Here is a 20,637-nt window from a genome sequence, read left to right as displayed (position 1 = left end):
AATCTGTGACTCTAACTATTGATTACATGTTATCCAAAAAACTACTAGTCCGCTTCGCGACAGCATGCTTGTTTGTGTGTTGTTTTGTTTTTTCTGGCCAGGAAGCCCTTGCTCAGAGAGATAAAATTCCAACCGATGAAGCAATCATCAAAAATGGAGAAGATCTCTTTAAAGAATACATCTGTAACTCATGCCATGCGGTAGACAAGAAAGTTGTTGGTCCTGCCTTGGCTGGTGTTTATGATAGAAGAGATGTAGACTGGATTTTATCTTTTGTGAAGAGCCCAGGCAAAATGATCAACGATGGCGATCCTCAAGCTGTAGCTCTTTTCAAAGAGTACAATCAGGTAATGCCAAACCAAGATTTGGCTGATGATCAAATCTTAGCCATTATGGCTTATGTAAGATATACTGAAGAGAATCCTCCGGTAGAAGCTGCTCCTGTGGCAGGAACGGCCACTGAAGGTAGTGCTGCTCAATCTGGTGGTGTGCCTTCGGAGTACCTTAACGTAATTATGGTGACATTGATAGTAGTGTTAGTGCTATTGTTAATAGTGTTGGCCATTATTATCAATTTTGTTGGCCGTTACTTAAAGGACAAGAAAGAGCTTACTGAGACCGATCAAGAAATTGTTAATGAGAAATTCAGCATTACTGCATTCTTAAGAAGCCCAACGGTTATAGGTATCATTACCTTCCTTGTGGTTGCCTTGGCTGCCAAAAATGTAATTGACGGTCTTTATACTGTGGGCGTGCAACAAGGTTACGCTCCAACTCAACCAATAGCATTCTCACATGAGCTGCATGCTGGTTTATATGAGATTGATTGTCAGTATTGCCATACTGGTGTTGAAATTGCTAAAAGTGCCAACATTCCATCAGTCAACATTTGTATGAATTGTCATTCTGAAATTCAAAATGTAGGAGGTCAAGCTGGTATGTCACCTCAGATTCAGAAATTATATGATGCGCAAGAGAGCGGAAAGCCAATTGAGTGGGTTCGTGTTCATAACTTACCTGATTTGGCTTATTTCAATCACTCACAACACGTAACAGTAGGAGAGATTGCCTGCCAGACTTGTCATGGTGAGGTTCAAGAAATGGAGGTTGTTCAACAGTTTGCTCCTTTAACAATGGGCTGGTGTATTGACTGCCATAGAAATACAGATGTAAATACGCAGGGTAACGGATATTATGATAAGTTGGTGGAGATGCACAACGCAACCTCAAAAACACCAATGAAAGTAGCCGATATCGGTGGTTTGGAATGTGCTAAATGTCACTATTAATTTATTGAATAGAATTTCGATTTCTGATTGATATACAATGAAAGAAAATCAAAAAACATACTGGAAAGGGATAGAGCAGTTAACTAACGAGCCTTCGTTTGTTAAGAGTGCTGAGAAGGAATTTCCGGAATACCTTCCTATCAACGAAAATGGTGAAGGAAGCAGTAACAGAAGGGACTTCTTAAAATTAATGGGCTTTGGTATCGCAGCGGCTTCTTTGGCAGCTTGTGAAACTCCAATAAGGAAAGCAATCCCTTATTTGAATAAGCCTGTTGACGTTGACCCGTCTATTCCTAATTATTATGCTTCTACCTATGTAAATGGCGGTGACGCTGTGAGTATAGTAGTGAAAACTAGAGAAGGTCGTCCGATTAAAATTGAAGGAAATAAGTTTTCTTCAATGACAAAGGGTGGTACTAATGCTCAAGTAGAGGCTTCTGTACTTTCATTATATGATAAAGAAAGACTTGTAGGGCCTAAAAAGGCGGGTTCTAAAACTGACTGGGATACTTTGGATAAAGAAGTAATAGCCAAGTTGGGTGAAATTTCTGCTAAAGGCGGTCAAATTAGAATTGTTAGTAATTCTGTATTGAGCCCTACTACTAAAAGAACAATAAGCGAGTTTTCTGCTAAATACCCAACAGCACAACACGTAAGCTACGATTCATCTTCAGCTTATGGTATTTCTGAAGGAAACAGAAGATCGTTCGGTACTTCAATGGTGCCATCATACGATTTCAGCAAAGCGAAAACAATTGTAAGTGTAGGTGCTGATTTCTTAGGCACTTGGATTTCACCAATTGAATTCACGAAACAGTATTCAAGAACAAGGAAAATTAGCGCGGAGCACCGTGAAATGTCTAGACACTACCAATTTGAGTCTAACCTTTCATTATCTGGTGCTAACGCAGATTATAGAACAGGCATTAGGCCTTCACAAGCTGGGCCTTTAATAGCTGCTATTTATAATGGTATTGCAGCTAAAGCTGGACAAGCCAAAGTGAATGGTGGAAATGCTGGCGATGTTGCTCATGTAACAGCAGCTATTAATGAACTTTGGGCGAATAGAGGCGCAGGCCTTGTAGTTTCTGGCTCAAACGACCCTGTAGTTCAGGTGTTGGTGAATGGTATCAATAACATGCTAGGTAATTATGGTGCTACAATTAATGTAAATGCACCACTTCATTTCCGTCAGGGAGATGACCAAGCTATGAGTTCTTTTGTAAAAGATACTAACGCTGGTTTAATTGGCGCTGCAATCTTCTTTAACTGTAACCCAGTTTACGATTCGGCTGATGGACAAGCATTACAAGCTGGTTTGGCTAAAGTTTCTCTGAAAATATCTACATCAGATAGAATGGATGAAACGGCTGCTTTAGTAGACTACATTGCTCCTGATCATCATTATTTAGAGCAGTGGAATGATGTTGAATTGAGAACGGGTCACTTCAGTTTGATTCAACCAACTATTGCACCGCTGTTCAGTACTCGTCAGGCACCAGAGACTTTCTTGAAATGGTCTGGAAAAAGTGTAGAGTATTACACCTACCTACAAGACAACTGGAGAGAAAACTTCTTCACTAAACAATCTGACACTTCTAACTTCCAGACATTCTGGGACAAAACTTTGTTTGATGGTGTATTTGAGACAGGAGGAAACAACGATACTTTATCTTATGACTTTAGTGCAGCTACCCCAGCTGCAACAAGCATAGCTCAGAACTATAAGAGAAATGGAGAAGGCCTTGAATTGGCACTCTATGAAAAAATTACAATTGGTAATGGATCAATGGCCAACAACCCTTGGTTACAAGAGGCTTCAGATCCAATTGCAAAAACAACTTGGGATAACTACTTAACCGTTTCTCAAGCACAAGCCGAAGAGTGGGGCATCAAAATGAATGATGGTACTACTGAAAAAGTAACCCTTACAGTAGGTAATACTTCAGTGACCTTACCAGTGTTGATACAACCAGGACAAGCTGCTGGCACTGTAGGGCTTGCCTTAGGTTACGGAAGAACAAGTGCTGGTAGAGTTGGAAATGAAGTGGGTGTAAATGCATACCCATTCATCACCAAGTTGAATGGCGCTAATGTGTATGATGTCTTCGCTGGAGTTTCTGTAGAGAAAACTGGCGAGTCATATAGAATTGCTCAAACGCAGACACACCAGACTTACATGGGCAGATCCAATGTAATTCAGGAGTCAACATTAAGTGCTTACCAAAAAGATACTAAAGCGGGAAGAGAATATCCGTTGATTTACAAGGAAGGAGAATACGTTAAGCCTTCTAAAATCACGCTTTGGGGAGGTCACGAATATAACAATCACCACTGGGGATTGGCCATTGATATGAACTCTTGTACTGGTTGTGGTGCATGTACGGTTGCTTGTCAGGCAGAGAATAACATTCCTGTAGTTGGGAAAGAAGAAGTATTGAACAGAAGAGAAATGGCTTGGATCAGAATTGATCGCTACTATAGCTCTGATGCTCCTGTTGATGATTTGATCGCTTTAGAAAAAGCTTCAGAAAATCCAGAAGTTACTTTCCAACCAATGATGTGTCAGCATTGCAATAACGCTCCTTGTGAGACTGTTTGTCCGGTAGCGGCTACAACGCATAGCACTGAAGGGCTTAATCAAATGACTTATAACAGATGCATTGGTACAAGATATTGTGCTAACAACTGTCCTTATAAAGTAAGAAGATTTAACTGGTTCAAGTATCACGACAATACGCAGTTCGACAAAAACCTTTCAATGAACAACGATTTGGGTAAAATGGTATTGAACCCAGATGTAACTGTTCGCTCAAGAGGTGTAATGGAGAAATGCTCAATGTGTGTGCAAAGAATCCAAGCTGGTAAACTTGCTGCTAAACGTGAAGATAGAAGACCTGTAGATGGCGAAATCAACATGGCATGTGCTTCGGCCTGTCCTGCGGATGCGATCACCTTTGGTGACTTAAACGACAAAAACTCTAGGATTTCTCAAGCTTTGAAAATTCAAGAGAAGGAAGATGGTCAAGGAGCAACTGAGCGTGTGGTGGAAGAAGACAGAGCTTATCACGTGTTGGAGGAAATCAACGTTAACCCTAACGTTTGGTATTTCACCAAAATCAGAAATAAGGAAAAACAATCAACTGAAGCTTAATTTTTAAAAAAGATACACTATGCAGGTTACTTCATCCGTAAGAACACCTTTGATAACAGGCGGTAAGACTGTCCATGATGTTACCGAGGATATCTGCAGGCAGGTAGAGGGCAAACCATCCAAATCATGGTTATTGGGAATGGGAATGGCACTTACTGCTTTTGGCATTGGTTTCATCGCTGTAGCCGCTACCCTTTGGGAAGGAATTGGAATGTGGGGGCTGAACAAAACCGTAGGTTGGGCCTGGGATATTACCAACTTCGTATGGTGGGTAGGTATTGGACATGCTGGAACCTTGATTTCCGCAGTACTTTTACTTTTCCGTCAAAAATGGAGAATGGCCATTAACAGGGCTGCTGAGGCCATGACAATTTTTGCTGTAATATGTGCCGCAATGTTTCCTGTGCTTCACATGGGAAGGCCTTGGTTAGGTGCTTATTGGGCATTGCCTTTGCCAAACACATTTGGGTCGCTTTGGGTAAACTTTAACTCACCACTGCTTTGGGACGTATTTGCGATCTCTACATACTTCTCAGTATCGCTTGTATTCTGGTATTTAGGTCTTGTACCTGATTTTGCTACCATCAGAGATAGAGCTACTGGAATGAGAAAGAAAATATATGGTGCACTAAGTCTTGGATGGGATGGAGCTGCTAGAACTTGGAGTAGATACGAGAGTGTATCTTTAATCCTTGCTGGTTTAGCAACGCCACTCGTACTTTCAGTACACACCATTGTATCTTTTGACTTTGCAACTTCAGTAATACCAGGATGGCACACCACCATTTTCCCTCCATACTTTGTGGCTGGAGCGATTTTCTCTGGGTTTGCCATGGTATTGACTTTAATGTTGGTAACCAGAAGATTATTTAAATTAGAAGACTATATAACGATCGAGCACATTAGCTTGATGAATATTGTAATCACAGTTACGGGTTCAATTGTAGGTATTGCTTATATCACTGAGTTCTTTGTAGCATGGTATTCAGGTGTTCCTGCAGAACAATATGCGTTCTTTAACAGAATGCAAGGACCTTACTGGTGGGCGTACTGGTCGATGATGACTTGTAATGTGATTTCTCCACAGTTATTCTGGTCCAAGAGAATTAGAACAAGTATTTCGGCTACTTTCATTATTTCAATTATTGTAAACATTGGAATGTGGTTCGAACGCTTTGTAATTATTGTTACCTCATTGCATAGAGATTATCTACCATCATCATGGTCTATGTTCTACCCAACGGTTTATGACATGGGAGTATACTTATTTACATTCGGATTATTCTTTACAGCATTCTTGCTATTTGCTAAGTTCTTCCCAGTGGTGAACATGGCCGAAATTAAAAGTATTGTGAAATCTTCATCAGAAAAACAGACTGCATAATTATGAGCGATTCTAGAAACTTTGTTCTCGGGGTTTTTGATGACGAGGACGTATTATTAAGTGCAGTACGAAAGGTGAGAGGTGCCGGTGTCAAAATTGACGAGGTGTATTCTCCATTCCCTGTGCACGGGCTTGATGATGAACTAGGCTATAAGAGATCTAGGCTTCCGATTGCCGCCTTTATGTTCGGTATATTGGGAACTTCCTTAGCATTAACAATGCAATTTTGGATGCTAGGTGTGGATTGGCCAATGATTATTGGTGGTAAGGACTTTACCCCACTACCGGATTTTATTCCTGTAACTTTTGAGCTAACAGTTTTACTTGCAGCTTTTGGTATGGTGGGTACATTCTTGGTAAGTAGTGACTTGAAACCATGGAAAGATCCTAAGATGCTTGACTTAAGAATTACCGATGATAAGCATATCATGGCAATTGACTTGGGTAAAAATAAATCAATGGATGCTCAAACCATCAATGGTGTATTGAAAGATTCAGGTGCTGTTGAAGTGAACGATAAAGAAGTTGAAGACTAAGCTAAAGATGATCATGTTGAATAGATTGAAAGCATTTTTACCACTCATAGCGATCTTTGCTCTGGCTTCTTGTAATGCCAGTGGCGATAACCCAGGTACAGAATATGCACCTCAGATGTATCACTCAATACCTTATGAGCCATTGACGCAAATCAAGGACAAGGATAGAGGAGAATGGTTGAGTAATAGAGAAGATGGATTAGGTGAGTTTTATAACTCAAACTCAAACAATCCTTATGAACAAAATGTAAAGTTGCCAGTAGCGGGTACTGTAAGAAGAACTGCTGATGGTGTACTTCCTTATCGTTTAGAAAAAGATGACATTGAAGCGGCTAATCTTATAGAAAACCCTTTAGCTGATACACCAGAGATTCTGGCAGAAGGTAAAAGGCTATATGAATTGTATTGTGATCATTGTCATGGTTCAAACGGTCAAGCTGATGGTTTGGTAGCGCCAGTATACCTTGGTGTTCCTCCTTATACAGCTCCGGCTCAGAGAGATCTTTCGGAAGGACATGTTTTCCATGTTATTACTTATGGAATAAGAAGAATGGGAGCCCACGGTTCTCAGATTAGTCCAGAGAAAAGATGGAAAATTGTGAAGTATGTTAAACAATTGCAAAAGCAGTAACCCCCAAATTTTTTAGAAAATGGCAAAAGAAAGATTTGAATTTACGACAGGCTTAAAAAAGAAGCTATACCTCGTAGCCATCATTGGGTTTGTATTGCTGCTTGTTGGTGCAATATTCCCAGGTGGTAGTCATGAAGAGGCTGCAGGAGATCATGAAGGAACGGAGCAACACGATGCTGGTGCTTCTGGAGACCATGAAACCAATACTAGCGATGACCATAGTGGCGATGACGCTCATGGTGGAATGATATCTGATGAATCAGGTGAAGAGCACGAAGCAGGTGAGGCTGACCATGGTGGTGGTTGGTTAAAGAGGCTTGGTATTAACCTTTGGATCAACAATGTTTACTTTGTTGGTTTGGGTCTAATTGGAATATTCTTCTTCACACTACAGTATGCATCACAGGCTGGATGGTCAACTTATTTGTTGAGAGTGCCATTGGCAATGGGAAGTTGGTTACCATATGCATTTGTGCTAATGATCGCTACTTTCTTTATTTTCGGTCATGACATATTTCACTGGACCCATAGTGACTTATATAACAAGTTTCTACCTAATGGAGATTTGAATACACATTTCGATGCATTGATTGCAGGAAAAAGCACTTATTTCTTCCTTCCTTTAGAAGGAGGTTCTTTTCCAGTTTTCTTTGTTTTAAGAATGACATTATTCTTCGGAGTATGGTATTGGTTATTTAAGAAAATTAAGTCTTTGGCCATGGCCGAAGACGAACTAGGTGGAGATAGCTACTGGTTTAAAATAAGAAAGTTCTCTGCAATATTCTTGGTAGTATTTGCTGTAACCTCATCAATATCAGCTTGGGATTGGATCATGTCAATTGACGTTCACTGGTTCTCTACCATGTTTGGTTGGTATGTGTTCGCAAGTTGGTGGGTAACGGGATTAGCCTTTATTACACTCGTAACTGTGTTATTGAAGGAGGCAGGTTATTTATCACAAGTAACGTCTAACCATTTGCACGATTTGGGTAAATTTATTTTCGCTTTCAGTATCTTCTGGACGTACATTTGGTTCTCTCAATTCTTGTTGATTTACTATGCGAACATTCCAGAGGAGTCTGTATATTTTGTAGAAAGATTGTTAAGTGATAAATACGCACCATTCTTCTTCATTAACCTAATAATGAACTTCATTTTTCCACTCCTTACGTTTATGACAAGGGATGCGAAACGATTGAATGTATTCTTGAAAATCGTTTGTATTGTGGTATTGGCAGGTCATTGGATCGATTTCTACTTGATGGTAACACCAGGTACCCTTGGTGAAAATGGTGCATTTGGACTTACAGAAATTGGCTTGTTCATGGTATTCGGTGTAGCATTTGTTTTCGTCACCTTAAGTGCCTTATCTAAATCTGCGTTGGTGGCTAAAAATCATCCAATGTATGAAGAGGCAAAACATCATCATATTTAATAAGAGTAAACTAAAGATATGTTCGGGTTTTATATAGTTTTAGCGATTTTCTTAGTACTGGCGATCCTCTTGTTGATCTTCAGAGTAAGTAGATTGGTCAGTATTGTAAAAGGTTCTGATGAAAAGTCAATCACAGGGAGTAATGATGTAAACGCCATTCTTATGGTGGTTTTCATGGTGCTGTTCTTTGGTTTAATGGCTTGGTATTCATTTGTGTATTTTGATGCGTATGATCCTCCTGTAGCGTCTGATCACGGTATTGTTACAGATAAGTTGTTTTGGAGAACAATGTGGATTACGGGTATCGTATTCATAATCACACACATTTTACTGTTTGTATTTGCTTATAAGTACAGATATAGAGAGAATCACAGAGCTGAATTCTATCCCCATAATAACAAATTAGAGCTATTATGGACTGGTGTCCCTGCCATTGTTTTAACATGGTTGGTAATTTCTGGATTTGCAGCTTGGTCTGATATCACAAGCAATGCGCCAGAGGATGCAGAGCAAATTGAGATCACCGGACAGCAGTTTACTTGGCTAATTCGCTATGGCGGAATGGACAATGAAGTAGGGGACTATGATTATCGTTTGATCGATGCGACAAATGATTTAGGAATGGACTTTACTGACAAGAACAATTTTGATGACTTTAACAATAACTCAATTGTAATACCTAAAGGAAGACCTGTCTTGTTGAAGATTAGAGCAAAGGATGTGCTTCATAGTGTTTATATGCCTCATATGAGGTTGAAGATGGATGCTGTCCCTGGTATGCCTACTCAGTTCTGGTTTGTGCCGAATAAGACAACGGAAGAAATGCGAGTTGAAGAAGGTAATCCTGAATTCAATTTTGAATTGGCCTGTGCTGAGATTTGTGGTACTTCTCATTTTGCGATGAGAAGAGTTGTGACGGTTTTAGAGCCTGAGGAATACGACAAATGGAAAGCAGAGCAGAAATCTTGGTTATCAAAAAACCCTGATTACATGTCTCAGGTACCTGAGAATTTGAAAGAGCTGGCCGTAATTGCAGCGGGCATTAACGAGTAATTAATAAGATCAATATATTAAGATGGCAACAGCAACAAATATTGATGCACACGCACATGATGATCACGATCACGAGCACCATGACACGTTCATCACGAAGTATATTTTCTCACTGGACCATAAAACAATTGCTAAGCAATTCCTGATCACAGGTATTCTTTGGGCAATTATTGGAGCTGGTTTTTCTGCAATTTTCAGATTGCAGTTGGGATTTCCTGAAGCAGATTTATCTTGGTTAAGACCACTTTTAGGTAAATGGATTCAGGCCGAAGGGAGTTTAGATCCACAGTTCTACTTGGCTCTGGTTACAATGCACGGTACCATCATGGTATTCTTTGTATTAACAGCTGGCTTGAGTGGGACCTTTAGTAATTTCCTTATTCCATTACAAATCGGAGCAAGAGATATGGCCTCCGGATTTATGAACATGCTTTCTTACTGGTTCTTTTTCCTTTCCAGTGTTATCATGTTTATTTCTTTATTTCTTGAAACTGGACCGGCATCTGGCGGTTGGGTTGTATACCCGCCTCTGAGTGCATTGCCACAAGCAATGGATGGTTCTGGCCTTGGAATGACTTTGTGGCTTGTTGCTATCGTATTCTTTATTGTTTCTTCATTGTTAGGTGGCATTAACTACATCACAACAATAATCAATTTAAGAACTAAAGGGATGACCTTCTCAAGGTTACCTCTAACTATTTGGAGTTTCTTCCTTACAGCGGTAATTGGAGTATTATCTTTCCCTGTATTGTTTGCCGCAGCTCTTTTATTAGTAATGGATAGAAGTTTTGGTACTTCATTCTACTTATCTGAAATTTATATTGGAGGCGAGGCGCTTCCGAATGTCGGTGGTAGCCCAATTCTTTACCAGCATTTATTCTGGTTCTTGGGTCACCCTGAAGTATATATTGTATTGTTACCTGCATTAGGTATCACATCTGAAATTATTGCTACCAACTCTAGAAAACCAATCTTTGGATATAAAGCCATGATTATTTCTATGTTGGGAATTACTGTGCTCTCATTCGTAGTTTGGGCACACCATATGTTCGTGTCAGGCCTGAGTCCTTTCTTGGGATCGATCTTCATGTTCCTAACATTGATTATTGCAATTCCTTCGGCAGTAAAAGTATTTAACTACCTGACTACACTTTGGCGTGGAAACATTGTTTTCACTCCAGCCATGATGTTCTCTATTGGACTAGTTTCAGTGTTTATTTCAGGTGGTATTACGGGTATTTTCCTAGGTAACTCAGCAATTGATATACAATTGCACGACACCTACTTTGTTGTAGCTCACTTTCACTTGGTAATGGGCGCGGCATCTTCTTTCGGACTACTCGCTGGGGTTTACCATTGGTTCCCTAAAATGTTCGGTAGAATGTTAGATAGAAAACTGGGTTATATTCACTTCTGGTTTACCTTCATTGGTATTTACGCTGTATTCTTCCCAATGCACTATATCGGAATTGCAGGTTTCCCAAGAAGATATTACTCTTTCACCAACTTTGATGCATTCAGTGGATTTACAGACTTGAATGCCTTCATTAGTGTGGCGGCTATCCTGACTTTCTTTGGTCAGTTTATATTCCTTTTCAACTTCTTCTACAGCATATTTAGAGGCAAGAAAGCTCCACTCAACCCGTGGAAGTCTAACACATTGGAATGGACAACACCAAGAGTTCCCGGACACGGTAACTGGCCTGGAGAAATTCCAACAGTATACAGATGGCCATACGATTACTCTAAGCCAGGTGCACCTGAAGACTTTATTCTTCAAACAGTGCCTTTCTCAGAAACTATGGATTCTAATCTTCCACATGAGAATGATTTGATCGCAATTGAGAAAGAGGAGATGGCTAATGAGATCGTTGTTGATGAATCAAAAGGTCACTAACGGTAAAGCTTTTAGACGGTTTTCTGCCGTCACAGTAATTGCGGTTTACCTATTGATTTTAATAGGAGGAATTGTAAGAACCACTGGGTCAGGAATGGGATGTCCAGACTGGCCCAAATGTTTTGGAAGTTGGGTGCCACCAACAGATGTCAGTGAACTTCCACCCGATTACAAAGAAGTGTATGCCTTAGAAAGGGTAGAGAAGAATAAGAGGTTTGTAAGTTACCTCACGGCTTTTGGTTTTGACGAGTTAGCGGATCAGATATTAAACGATCCTAATATTCTAACTGAAGAAGAGTTTAATGCTACAAAAACACTTACAGAATACGTTAACCGCTTAGTGGGCGCGGTCATCGGGCTTTTGGTCTTCGGAACATTTGTAATGTCAATCCGATACTGGAAAACTGACAGAACCATTACCGTTCTTTCTTTTATTGCATTTGTATTGGTAGGCTTTCAGGGATGGATTGGATCGATTGTAGTGAGTACCAACTTGCTTCATTGGATGATTACGATTCATATGCTACTTGCTTTATTGATCGTTTGTCTTTTGATCTATGTTTATTACAGGTCGAAAAGGGAAGCCCTTAATCTAAATTTACAAGGAACAAGTAAGCTTAGAACAGTGCTTATGATTTGCCTTTTCGCCACATTACCTCAAATTGTAATGGGCACACAGGTGAGGGAAAGTATTGATCTTTTGGCTGATCATTTTGCTAGATCAGAATGGATTTCAAGACTTGGAATTGAATTCATAGTTCATAGGTCTTATTCTATTCTGCTGTTAGCTTTACATCTTTATTTGGTGCTATTATTAACACTTAAAAAAGAAGCCCCAAAAAATTTAAAGTTCTATGGAGCTATTTTATTATGGATTGTAGGAGCCGAAGTATTAAGTGGGGTGATTATGGCGTACTTTCGAGTGCCTGCGGCTATGCAACCAATACATTTGTTATTAGGAACATTAATTATTGGAGTACAGTACTACGTGCTGTTGCTTCTTGGAAATAAAAGAGTACAAACTAGTTAACTGAATGATATCAGGTAATTCTGCAAATATTGGAGTAGGAGTGTTAATCGCTCAAAAAGCCAAGGCTTATTTAGAGTTGGTTAAAATGAGACTATCACTTTTGGTGGCTTTCTCCTCTGCCTTTGGCTATGCTTTAGCCATGGGGGGTAATGTGGTTTGGCCTCAGTTGATTATGTTATTTATAGGTGGTTGGTTAGTTTCAGGTGCATCGTGTACAATCAATCAGGTAATTGAAAAGGATTACGATGCCATGATGACGCGTACTCAAAACCGTCCTTTACCGACCAATCGACTTTCTAAAAATGAAGCTCTGTGGTTTGCTGCAATTGTAGCTGCGGCAGGTATTTTCATTCTTTATTTATACACTAATCCATTGACCACTGGATTAGCTGTTCTATCTATGGTGTTGTACAGCTTTGTATACACTCCATTAAAAAGAGTAGGCCCAATTGCAGTGTTTGTGGGGGCGTTTCCTGGAGCCTTACCTCCTTTATTGGGTTGGGTAGCAGCTACAGGAGCAATTAGCCATGAGGCAATGATTATTTTCGGTATCCAGTTTATTTGGCAATTTCCTCATTTTTGGGCAATTGCTTGGGTGGCCGATGAAGACTATAAAAAAGCAGGCTTTAAGCTTCTTCCTGTAAAAGGGGAGAAGGATATGAAGACCGCTTTTCAGATAATGACTTATACATTATTCTTGATTCCGTTGGGCTTGTTACCTACCTATTTTGGTATTACGGGAATTAACTCAGGAGTAGTGGCTACCATTTGTGGGGTTTTGTTTTTAGCGCAGACGATTAAGTTGATGCGCGATCCATCGAGGAAATCAGCATTGAGAATTATGTTTGGTTCTTTTCTCTATTTACCGATCGTGCAGATTGCTTATCTATTGGACATGGTAAAATGATGACAGAGAATTATCAATTTGTAGATAGCCCAGCGGAACAGCCGCTTTCAATGCATCCAAAGAAATTTGCGATGTGGTTGTTCATAGTAACTGTGGTAATGATATTTGCGGCTTTTACCAGTGCTCATATAGTGAGACAAGCCAGCGGAAATTGGTTGGAGTATGACTTACCTTCTTTATTTTGGTCTACTTCAGTAGTTATAATTACAAGCAGTGGGTTTATGCATTGGGCATACCTTTCTGCCAAAAAGAACGATTTTGTAAAAGTACGAATAGCTTTAAGTATCACTTTTGTTTTGGGCATGGCCTTCCTTATCGGGCAGTTCATGGCTTGGGGGCAAATGGTGGATGCGGGTGTATTCTTTGTGGGTAATCCTGCAGGGAGTTTCTTGTACATCTTTACAGGTTTGCATGGCCTACATTTAGTAGCTGCTGTGATTTATCTTTTATATCTATTAATTTCGTCTTTCAAACTGAAAGTGAATTCTGAAAATATGTTAAACATGGAAATGTGTTCAACTTTTTGGCACTTCTTAGGCGGACTTTGGATATACTTGTTTATATTTTTATTACTTAACCATTAACTAGAACCTATTAACTATGGCTACTACAGCTACAGTCGGCAACAAGAGCTTATGGGCAGGTGGGGTTGCGCCTCTTAAGGCGAGCTATGGAAAACTCATGATGTGGTTTTTCCTGCTTTCAGATGCCTTCACTTTCTCCGGCCTTTTGATCACATACGCATTCCTTAGATGGAGCGCCCCTGCTTATAAAGGAGATCCTAGCGATTTTGTGTTTTCTACTGAATATTGGCCAATTCCTGAAAAGGTATATGATGCCTTCCCAGGTTTACATGGAGTTGAAGCACCGCTTTTCTTCGTAGGTTTAATGACGTTTATACTTATTTTGAGTTCAGTGACTATGGTTTTAGCTGTAGAGGCAGGCCAAAGAATGGATAAAAAAGGTGTGGTGAAATGGATGCTTTGGACCATTATTGGTGGTGTTGCATTCTTAAGCTGCCAAGCATGGGAATGGTCTCACTTTATTTCAGGAAGCGGTGTAGCCACTATTGGTGACGTTTTCTTAAACGGTAGATGGGTTGAGAACTATGAAATTATGGGAGCTGGCTTGAGCTTTAACCAATACGGTCCGCCTGCATTTGCTGCACTATTCTTCTTTATTACTGGTTTCCACGGTTTCCACGTATTCTCAGGGGTAGTAATTAACATCATCACTTTCTTTAATGCTGCCAATGGTATGTATGAAAAGAGAGGCCATTATGAAATGATTGAAAAAGTTGGTTTGTACTGGCACTTTGTAGATCTAGTTTGGGTCTTCGTTTTCACATTCTTCTATTTGATCTAAGGACATTATATATACTATGGAACAAACATCAAACGTGGTTGTACAACCAGTAGACAAAAACAAAATAATGGGTATTTGGAAAATCGCAGGAATCCTTGCGATCATTACCCTTATAGAATATGCATTTGCCTTTATGATGGATGCTGGAACGCTTAGAAATGTGATTTTCGTTGGCTTAACCATTGTTAAGGCATTTTACATTGTGAGCGAGTTTATGCACTTAGGTCATGAGGTTAAAGGACTTATTTACTCTGTAATACTACCTATGGTTTTCATATTGTGGCTTATTGTAGCCTTAGTAGAATTAGAAGGTGGTGCTGTAAAAAGCAGTAGAGGAATTGTTGATTATAATCCTGATGGTTCTGAACAGGTCGATGACAGTCATTAGCGCAAGGAAATTTATTTGAAAATATTATAGAATCAGACTGAGCAATTGGTCTGATTTTTTGTTGATCGAAGTATTATGAAAAACAAGAAAGGCATTTACTTATTCTTATTGATTTTGATGCCAGCATTGATCTTTCTATTTCTGAAAGGCTTTGGTACGAATCAATTCCAGATCCCAATCTATTATTCCAATGGAATAGGCGATACTTTGCGTCAAGTAACCTGCTTGGAAAGAAACACAAACCAATACATTGTAAAGAGTCCAGAGTTGAAAATAGGAGGCACTAAGGTAATTCACTTTGAAAGAATGGATGGCCCAGTGCTTAAAACAAGGCTCGAAGAACTAGAAAAAGTACAGGATGTGTTTTATTTAAATCCTGATGTTCAAATGATGTCGTACCTCAATCAAGCGTCAATTCAAACCGATGCCATTACGGGCTATAACCAACGGATTACGTTTATGGATGAGTTCTGGCATTTCAAAGAACTCGATTCAACCAGTTGGAGCAATTTAAAATATTGCGGTATGGTAATGTCAGATCTCGACAATAGAGTAATATTGGTAGATGCTGAAAACCGGATTAGAGGCTATTACAATATCATGGAGCGCGAAGAAACTGACAGGTTGATTCTTGAAATAAGGATTTTACAAACAATAGATATAGAAAATGAGTAAGGTTGAAATGACACAGAAAAAGTCAATGCTATGGATCAGAATTTTGTCCGTAGTAATTCCCGTGGCGGTAGCCGTATTATTGGGACTGCCTCAAAAACTTGATTTAGGAGATTGGGTATATAATCTTCCTCATGTAATTGGAGTAATCAACACATTGACTTCTTTATGTTTGATTTCCGCTTTCATCGCCATTAAAGTAAAGAAAAACATAAGCCTTCACAGGAATTTCAACACGACTGCACTTGTTTTAGGTGCCTTGTTCCTGCTTTGTTATGTAACCTATCATGCTTCTGCACCTTCTACTCCATTTGGCGGAGAAGGCACAGTAAAGTCAGTTTATTACTTCTTCCTTATCAGTCATATTGTATTATCAATTGGGGTAGTACCGCTAGTCCTTTTGGCCTTTTTCTATGCTTGGAGCGGTATGATCGATAAGCATAAGAAAATTGTGAAGTTCACTTATCCCATTTGGTTATATGTGTCACTAACGGGTGTTATTGTCTATTTAATGATTAGCCCATATTATCAGTTTTAGTTTAAAAGCATTAACTTTGAGGTATCATGAGAAGAGTTAAACAAATTATCTTATCGGCAATTTTTCTAACTGTTTTTAGTGTTTCAGCTCACGCGCAATGCGCCATGTGCAGAGGGACTCTAGAATCCTCCGTGGCAGGCGGTGATACCACAACAGCTTCTAATTTAAACATAGGTATTCTTTACCTTTTTGTTGCTCCTTATGTCCTTTTTGCGGTGTTAGGCTACTTTTGGTACAGAACCAGCAAACGAAATGGCCAAAAGAACAAAGCTCTCAGCAGTATTACAGGCTAGATGCCCCCAGTGCCGTCAAGGCAAATTATTCGTATCAAAATCTTATAATCTCCGAAAATTCCTTTTAATGAAAAAGGAATGCGATTGTTGTGGAGTTAGGTTCGAGAAGGAACCTCGTTTTTTTGATGGAGCCATGTACATTAGTTATGCAATGTCCGTAGGTCTCTTCTTAGTCAGCGCATTTATTATTTACAATACAATTGAGGACGCCAATGAAAACACCTACCTCATTGCTATTATTACCGAGGTGGTTTTGCTCTACCCTTTGATGTATCGTTACAGTCGCGTTTTCTACCTTTATGCCTTTGGAGGTTTTAAGTATACTCCTAAACAAAATAATTAGTACTTTAAGCCTGTTCTAAAAGAATAGCAAAGGATTGTTGGTAAAGCAGAGAAAATTCGAATTTCAGAAACATAGGTATTTCCTCCTGTGCATTGGTTTATTGGCCTTAACGCTGATTATCGATGAAGTTGTTTTTTCGGACAGAAAGAGACGTGTAGAGCCCCAAGAAACCATTTCTGCTAATATAAAGACGCAACTTTCAATTTTGGATCAGGAAGTAAAGTCTGTTGAAAGTAAAGCCATTGTTGATCTAAGTCGCCTTTTTAACCGACTTGAGGTAAGTGAAGAGTTTCCCATTTTTATTTATGAGAATGGAGAAGTGATCTATTGGTCCACCAACCGTTTTGTACCAAAATACGGAACCTTAGAAGGACTATTTCAATACCGCTATTTAGAAATTGGAAACGATAAGTTCATCGTCAAGAAAACTACCATCAATAGCGCGCAAAATAGGATTGTGGAAATCTATGGTTTTCTTCCCCTCAAGTATGATGTTCCAATAACAAAGTACTTCACCAATACAAGACTAAACGAGAAGATCTTCGGAAAGTCAAATTATAATATAAGTTCAGATGAGAACTTGCCTCAAAACAATCGAATTTTATCTCAACAAGGCGTTTACCTGTTTTCATTTACAGGGAATGATTTAATGAAAATTGACTACCCTATATACTCTACCATCATTATCTTAATGTTTGCGCTCAGTATATTTTTTTATGTTCGCTCAGTATTTTTCTATTCGGCTTTGCTCAATGACAAGGGTAAACCCATGTATGCCTTGGGCCTACTTGCACTTATGTTCTTTATTTTAAGGGCACTAATGATTCGGTTTCAATTACCATACAGTGTGCGGGCATATGGTTTATTCGATCCCTTGCATTTTGCGGCAAGTTATTCTGAACCATCATTAGGTGACTTGCTCCTTAATCAGATCAGTCTTTTGGTGGTAGTGGTGTATGGCTTTTTGAATTTTCATAATAGAAATGAGAATACAAGGTATGACTGGAAATTCTTTGGTATTCTGACATTATCAGTCTTCTCGTTTTATTACCTGACTTATGAGCTGCATTCCATGCTCAGCAATTCACAGTGGAAGCTGGATATCGCCAAGGATAATAACCTAACCATCTACAAACTCATCAACTACTTTGTGATTTTCATTCAAGGGGTGATGTTCTTTTTATTGACCCAACTGACGGCTACAAGATTTATAAATCTCAAAAATAAAATTCCTTTTCAAATCGGGTTGGCGATCGTTTTACTTGCTTCTGTGGTGCTTGGCGGGCTTTTCAAGGAAAACCTATTTGTCTATTTAGTCATCTATATTATCTATTTGGTATTGATCGTTCGATTGAAATTCCCTTCTGAAATCAAAAGACTCAGTTACAATACCTTCCTGTATTTCTTTACCGCATCTTTTGTGGTGGCCTTGGTGAGCACCTTGGTTTTGAGTGAAGACATTAAGAAAGTAGACCGGCAAGATAAAGTAAGTATTGCCACTGAATTGCTTACAAACAAAGATGAAACAGCAGAGTATCTGCTCGGTGAAGCAAAAAAGAAGATTGAAGACGATATTTTTATTCAAACCAATATTTCCAGTCTATTCTCCCCAAAGCAGTTAATCCGACAAAGAATAAGGAGGTCATATTTAGGTGAGTATTTCGATAAATATGACATTGAAATTTCGCTCTTCAATGGCTCTGGGCGGCCAATTAATAATGCCCAAACGAATGAGTATTCTTCTTTCAGTTTGTATAGCCAAGATCAATACCGAACCGACCAAGATGGTGTTTACTTTTTAAGCTTTAGATTTCCAACCATATCCAATCATTACTATGTGTTTATGGATATTAAGCGGTATAACACCGTTATAGGACATATCATTATCCAATTAGTCAAAAAAGAACAACTGAATAATAGTATTCTTCCTCGTTTACTTTTTGATGAAAGCAGCAATGCAACTGATAACGGACATTTCGATTACGCCCTTTTCCAAAATGAGGAAATGGTCAGTAGCGTTGGCGATTTCAACTACGCTCGAGACTTTCCAAGCGAATGGAAGGATAATCCAGAGTTATTTGGGAAGGGACTCTTAGCGAATCGCTATACGCATTTAGCGGTGCAAGGGCGAGATGCTACCGAGTATTTCATTATCAGTAGTCCTGTTTATCCTACTCGTTTTATGATTACCAATTTCTCACTCTTCTTCCTCTTTATTGTGGGCATGATCATCTTAGTCTTCTTCGCAAGCGCCTTGTTCTATAACCTGAAAAAACGAACGGTGACCATTGCGGCTAAAGTTCAAATTCTCCTCAATTTCGCTTTTTTCCTTCCGTTGATTATTGTAAGTATTGTGGTGCTCCGGTTGGTCAATGAAACCGTCAGAAAGAACATTGAAGAGAACTACCTTGAGGTCGCTGAAAGTGCAGGGTCAAACTTGACGATTACCTTAAAGGAGTTTTTGGACAGTCAAAGTGAGAATAATGAGACCTTAGAGAATAGAGTGGGAGAAATTAGCCAATACTCTAGGGCTGATATTAATTTATTCAATGATAAAGGAGTGCTTGTGGCTACTAATCAGCGAATGATTTTCGAAAACCAATTGCTCTCCACTTTTGTGAACCCCAAGGCCATGGCTGAAATTATGGAGAATAGGTCCAGTGAAAGATTGTATACTGAAAGAGTGGGAGAGCTGGAATATCAATCGACTTATGTGGGCATTCAGTCACAAAACAATGAATTGCTGGGGATTTTAAGTATGCCGTTTTTTGAATCGCAAACACAGCTAAAGCGACAACAAACCGATATTGTTTCTAATATTCTCAACTCATTTACCTTCATTTTTATCGTATTCGTATTGCTGTCTTTTATGGCGTCAAAAATCATTACTTATCCTTTTACTTACCTTACCAAAAGAATTAAAGCCACTACTTTCTCCAATATTAATGAGCCTTTGGAATGGAGTGCTGAAGATGAAATTGGGCTGATGGTGCGCGAGTATAATCGTATGTTGGTGAACTTGGAACGGAGTAAAAAGGAATTGGCCATGAGCGAAAAAGAGAGTGCTTGGCGTGAAATGGCCCAACAAGTCGCCCATGAGATTAAGAATCCACTCACTCCAATGAAACTCAAATTGCAGCACCTTAAAAGAGTGCTTACAGAAGGAAAAGGGCTGGGGCAAGATTTCAATAAACCGATTGATAGTATTTTAAACCAAGTGGAATCCCTAAGCGATATCGCTACTTCCTTTTCTTCTTTTGCTAAAATGCCCATACCTCGAAATGAAAAGCTCGATTTGGCCGATTCTCTTCGTAAAGTGGTGCGTTTGTTCAAGGCGGATGACGAAGTACAAATCACATCGAATATCCCTCGAAACCCTATTTGGGTAGAAGGAGATGCCAATTTGTTAGGCAGAATTTTCAATAACCTAATTCTGAATGCGCTGCAAGCCATGCCCGAATGGCGCGTACCGAAGTTGGAGATTAGCTTAGAAGAAACACATTCTAAGGCCATTATTAGTGTGAAGGACAATGGTTTTGGAATTCCAGAGGATATTCAAGACAAGATTTTTATTCCTAAATTTAGTACAAAGGTAGAAGGCTCTGGAATTGGTTTGGCCATTGCTAAACGTGGGGTAGAACATGCAGGAGGGAGTATATGGTTCGAAACTGTGGCAGACGAAGGCACCACATTCTTCTTAGAGTTTCCATTAAGCGATTAAC

Annotated in this window: 18 protein-coding genes; all 18 read left to right on the top strand. The window is 39.3% G+C overall.

The window, feature by feature from the left end:
• Nucleotides 1-26: 26 nt before the first annotated feature.
• The 18 genes from VOI17_RS07880 to VOI17_RS07795 all read left to right on the top strand — a co-directional run bounded on the left by VOI17_RS07880 (nt 27) and on the right by VOI17_RS07795 (nt 20,636).
• Nucleotides 27-1,289: a c-type cytochrome gene (locus VOI17_RS07880; RefSeq protein ID WP_323756701.1), complete on the top strand. Its 1,263-nt coding sequence runs from the start codon at nt 27-29 to the stop codon at nt 1,287-1,289.
• Nucleotides 1,290-1,326: 37 nt separating this feature from the next.
• Nucleotides 1,327-4,443: a TAT-variant-translocated molybdopterin oxidoreductase gene (locus VOI17_RS07875; protein WP_323756700.1), complete on the top strand. Its 3,117-nt coding sequence runs from the start codon at nt 1,327-1,329 to the stop codon at nt 4,441-4,443.
• Nucleotides 4,444-4,462: 19 nt separating this feature from the next.
• Nucleotides 4,463-5,827 (top strand): NrfD/PsrC family molybdoenzyme membrane anchor subunit, encoded by a 1,365-nt coding sequence (gene nrfD, locus VOI17_RS07870; RefSeq protein WP_323756699.1) that lies wholly within the window; start codon nt 4,463-4,465, stop codon nt 5,825-5,827.
• Nucleotides 5,828-5,829: 2 nt separating this feature from the next.
• Nucleotides 5,830-6,363, top strand: coding sequence for a DUF3341 domain-containing protein (locus VOI17_RS07865; RefSeq protein ID WP_323756698.1), 534 nt, complete (start codon nt 5,830-5,832; stop codon nt 6,361-6,363).
• 13 nt (nt 6,364-6,376) lie between these two features.
• Nucleotides 6,377-6,994, top strand: a complete 618-nt coding sequence (locus VOI17_RS07860) for a cytochrome c (RefSeq protein ID WP_323756697.1) — start codon at nt 6,377-6,379, stop codon at nt 6,992-6,994.
• Nucleotides 6,995-7,013: 19 nt separating this feature from the next.
• Nucleotides 7,014-8,429 (top strand): quinol:cytochrome C oxidoreductase, encoded by a 1,416-nt coding sequence (locus VOI17_RS07855; RefSeq protein ID WP_323756696.1) that lies wholly within the window; start codon nt 7,014-7,016, stop codon nt 8,427-8,429.
• Nucleotides 8,430-8,447: 18 nt separating this feature from the next.
• Nucleotides 8,448-9,482 (top strand): cytochrome c oxidase subunit II, encoded by a 1,035-nt coding sequence (locus VOI17_RS07850; protein WP_323756695.1) that lies wholly within the window; start codon nt 8,448-8,450, stop codon nt 9,480-9,482.
• 22 nt (nt 9,483-9,504) lie between these two features.
• On the top strand, nt 9,505-11,379 hold the full coding sequence (locus VOI17_RS07845; RefSeq protein ID WP_323756694.1) for a cytochrome c oxidase subunit I: 1,875 nt from the start codon (nt 9,505-9,507) through the stop codon (nt 11,377-11,379).
• On the top strand, nt 11,360-12,409 hold the full coding sequence (locus VOI17_RS07840; protein WP_323756693.1) for a COX15/CtaA family protein: 1,050 nt from the start codon (nt 11,360-11,362) through the stop codon (nt 12,407-12,409). Before VOI17_RS07845 ends, VOI17_RS07840 begins: the two co-directional genes overlap by 20 nt.
• Nucleotides 12,410-12,413: 4 nt before the next feature.
• A complete protein-coding gene (gene cyoE / locus VOI17_RS07835) occupies nt 12,414-13,316 on the top strand; it encodes a heme o synthase (RefSeq protein WP_323756692.1) in 903 nt (300 codons plus the stop codon).
• A complete protein-coding gene (locus VOI17_RS07830) occupies nt 13,316-13,900 on the top strand; it encodes a cytochrome c oxidase subunit 3 (protein ID WP_323756858.1) in 585 nt (194 codons plus the stop codon). Before cyoE ends, VOI17_RS07830 begins: the two co-directional genes overlap by 1 nt.
• Nucleotides 13,901-13,916: 16 nt before the next feature.
• Nucleotides 13,917-14,681, top strand: coding sequence for a cytochrome c oxidase subunit 3 (locus VOI17_RS07825; RefSeq protein ID WP_323756691.1), 765 nt, complete (start codon nt 13,917-13,919; stop codon nt 14,679-14,681).
• Between the two features lie 67 nt (nt 14,682-14,748).
• Complete coding sequence (locus VOI17_RS07820) at nt 14,749-15,069, top strand: cytochrome C oxidase subunit IV family protein (protein ID WP_323756690.1); 321 nt, start codon at nt 14,749-14,751, stop codon at nt 15,067-15,069.
• Nucleotides 15,070-15,144: 75 nt separating this feature from the next.
• Nucleotides 15,145-15,744 carry a hypothetical protein gene (locus tag VOI17_RS07815; protein ID WP_323756689.1) on the top strand — a complete coding sequence of 200 codons (600 nt, stop codon included), beginning with the start codon at nt 15,145-15,147 and terminating at the stop codon, nt 15,742-15,744.
• Nucleotides 15,737-16,279: a DUF420 domain-containing protein gene (locus tag VOI17_RS07810; protein ID WP_323756688.1), complete on the top strand. Its 543-nt coding sequence runs from the start codon at nt 15,737-15,739 to the stop codon at nt 16,277-16,279. Before VOI17_RS07815 ends, VOI17_RS07810 begins: the two co-directional genes overlap by 8 nt.
• Nucleotides 16,280-16,305: 26 nt before the next feature.
• Complete coding sequence (locus VOI17_RS07805) at nt 16,306-16,572, top strand: hypothetical protein (RefSeq protein ID WP_323756687.1); 267 nt, start codon at nt 16,306-16,308, stop codon at nt 16,570-16,572.
• Nucleotides 16,532-16,915, top strand: a complete 384-nt coding sequence (locus tag VOI17_RS07800) for a DUF983 domain-containing protein (RefSeq protein ID WP_323756686.1) — start codon at nt 16,532-16,534, stop codon at nt 16,913-16,915. The genes VOI17_RS07805 and VOI17_RS07800 overlap by 41 nt, the downstream gene beginning before the upstream one ends.
• Before the next feature lie 34 nt (nt 16,916-16,949).
• On the top strand, nt 16,950-20,636 hold the full coding sequence (locus tag VOI17_RS07795) for a HAMP domain-containing sensor histidine kinase (RefSeq protein ID WP_323756685.1): 3,687 nt from the start codon (nt 16,950-16,952) through the stop codon (nt 20,634-20,636).
• Nucleotide 20,637 lies beyond the last annotated feature (1 nt).

The sequence above is a fragment of the Roseivirga sp. genome (genome assembly GCF_034669765.1).
Lineage (GTDB): Bacteria > Bacteroidota > Bacteroidia > Cytophagales > Cyclobacteriaceae > Roseivirga.
The sequence above is the reverse complement of the archived record's forward strand: the minus strand, read 5'-3'. Positions and strand labels throughout refer to the sequence as shown.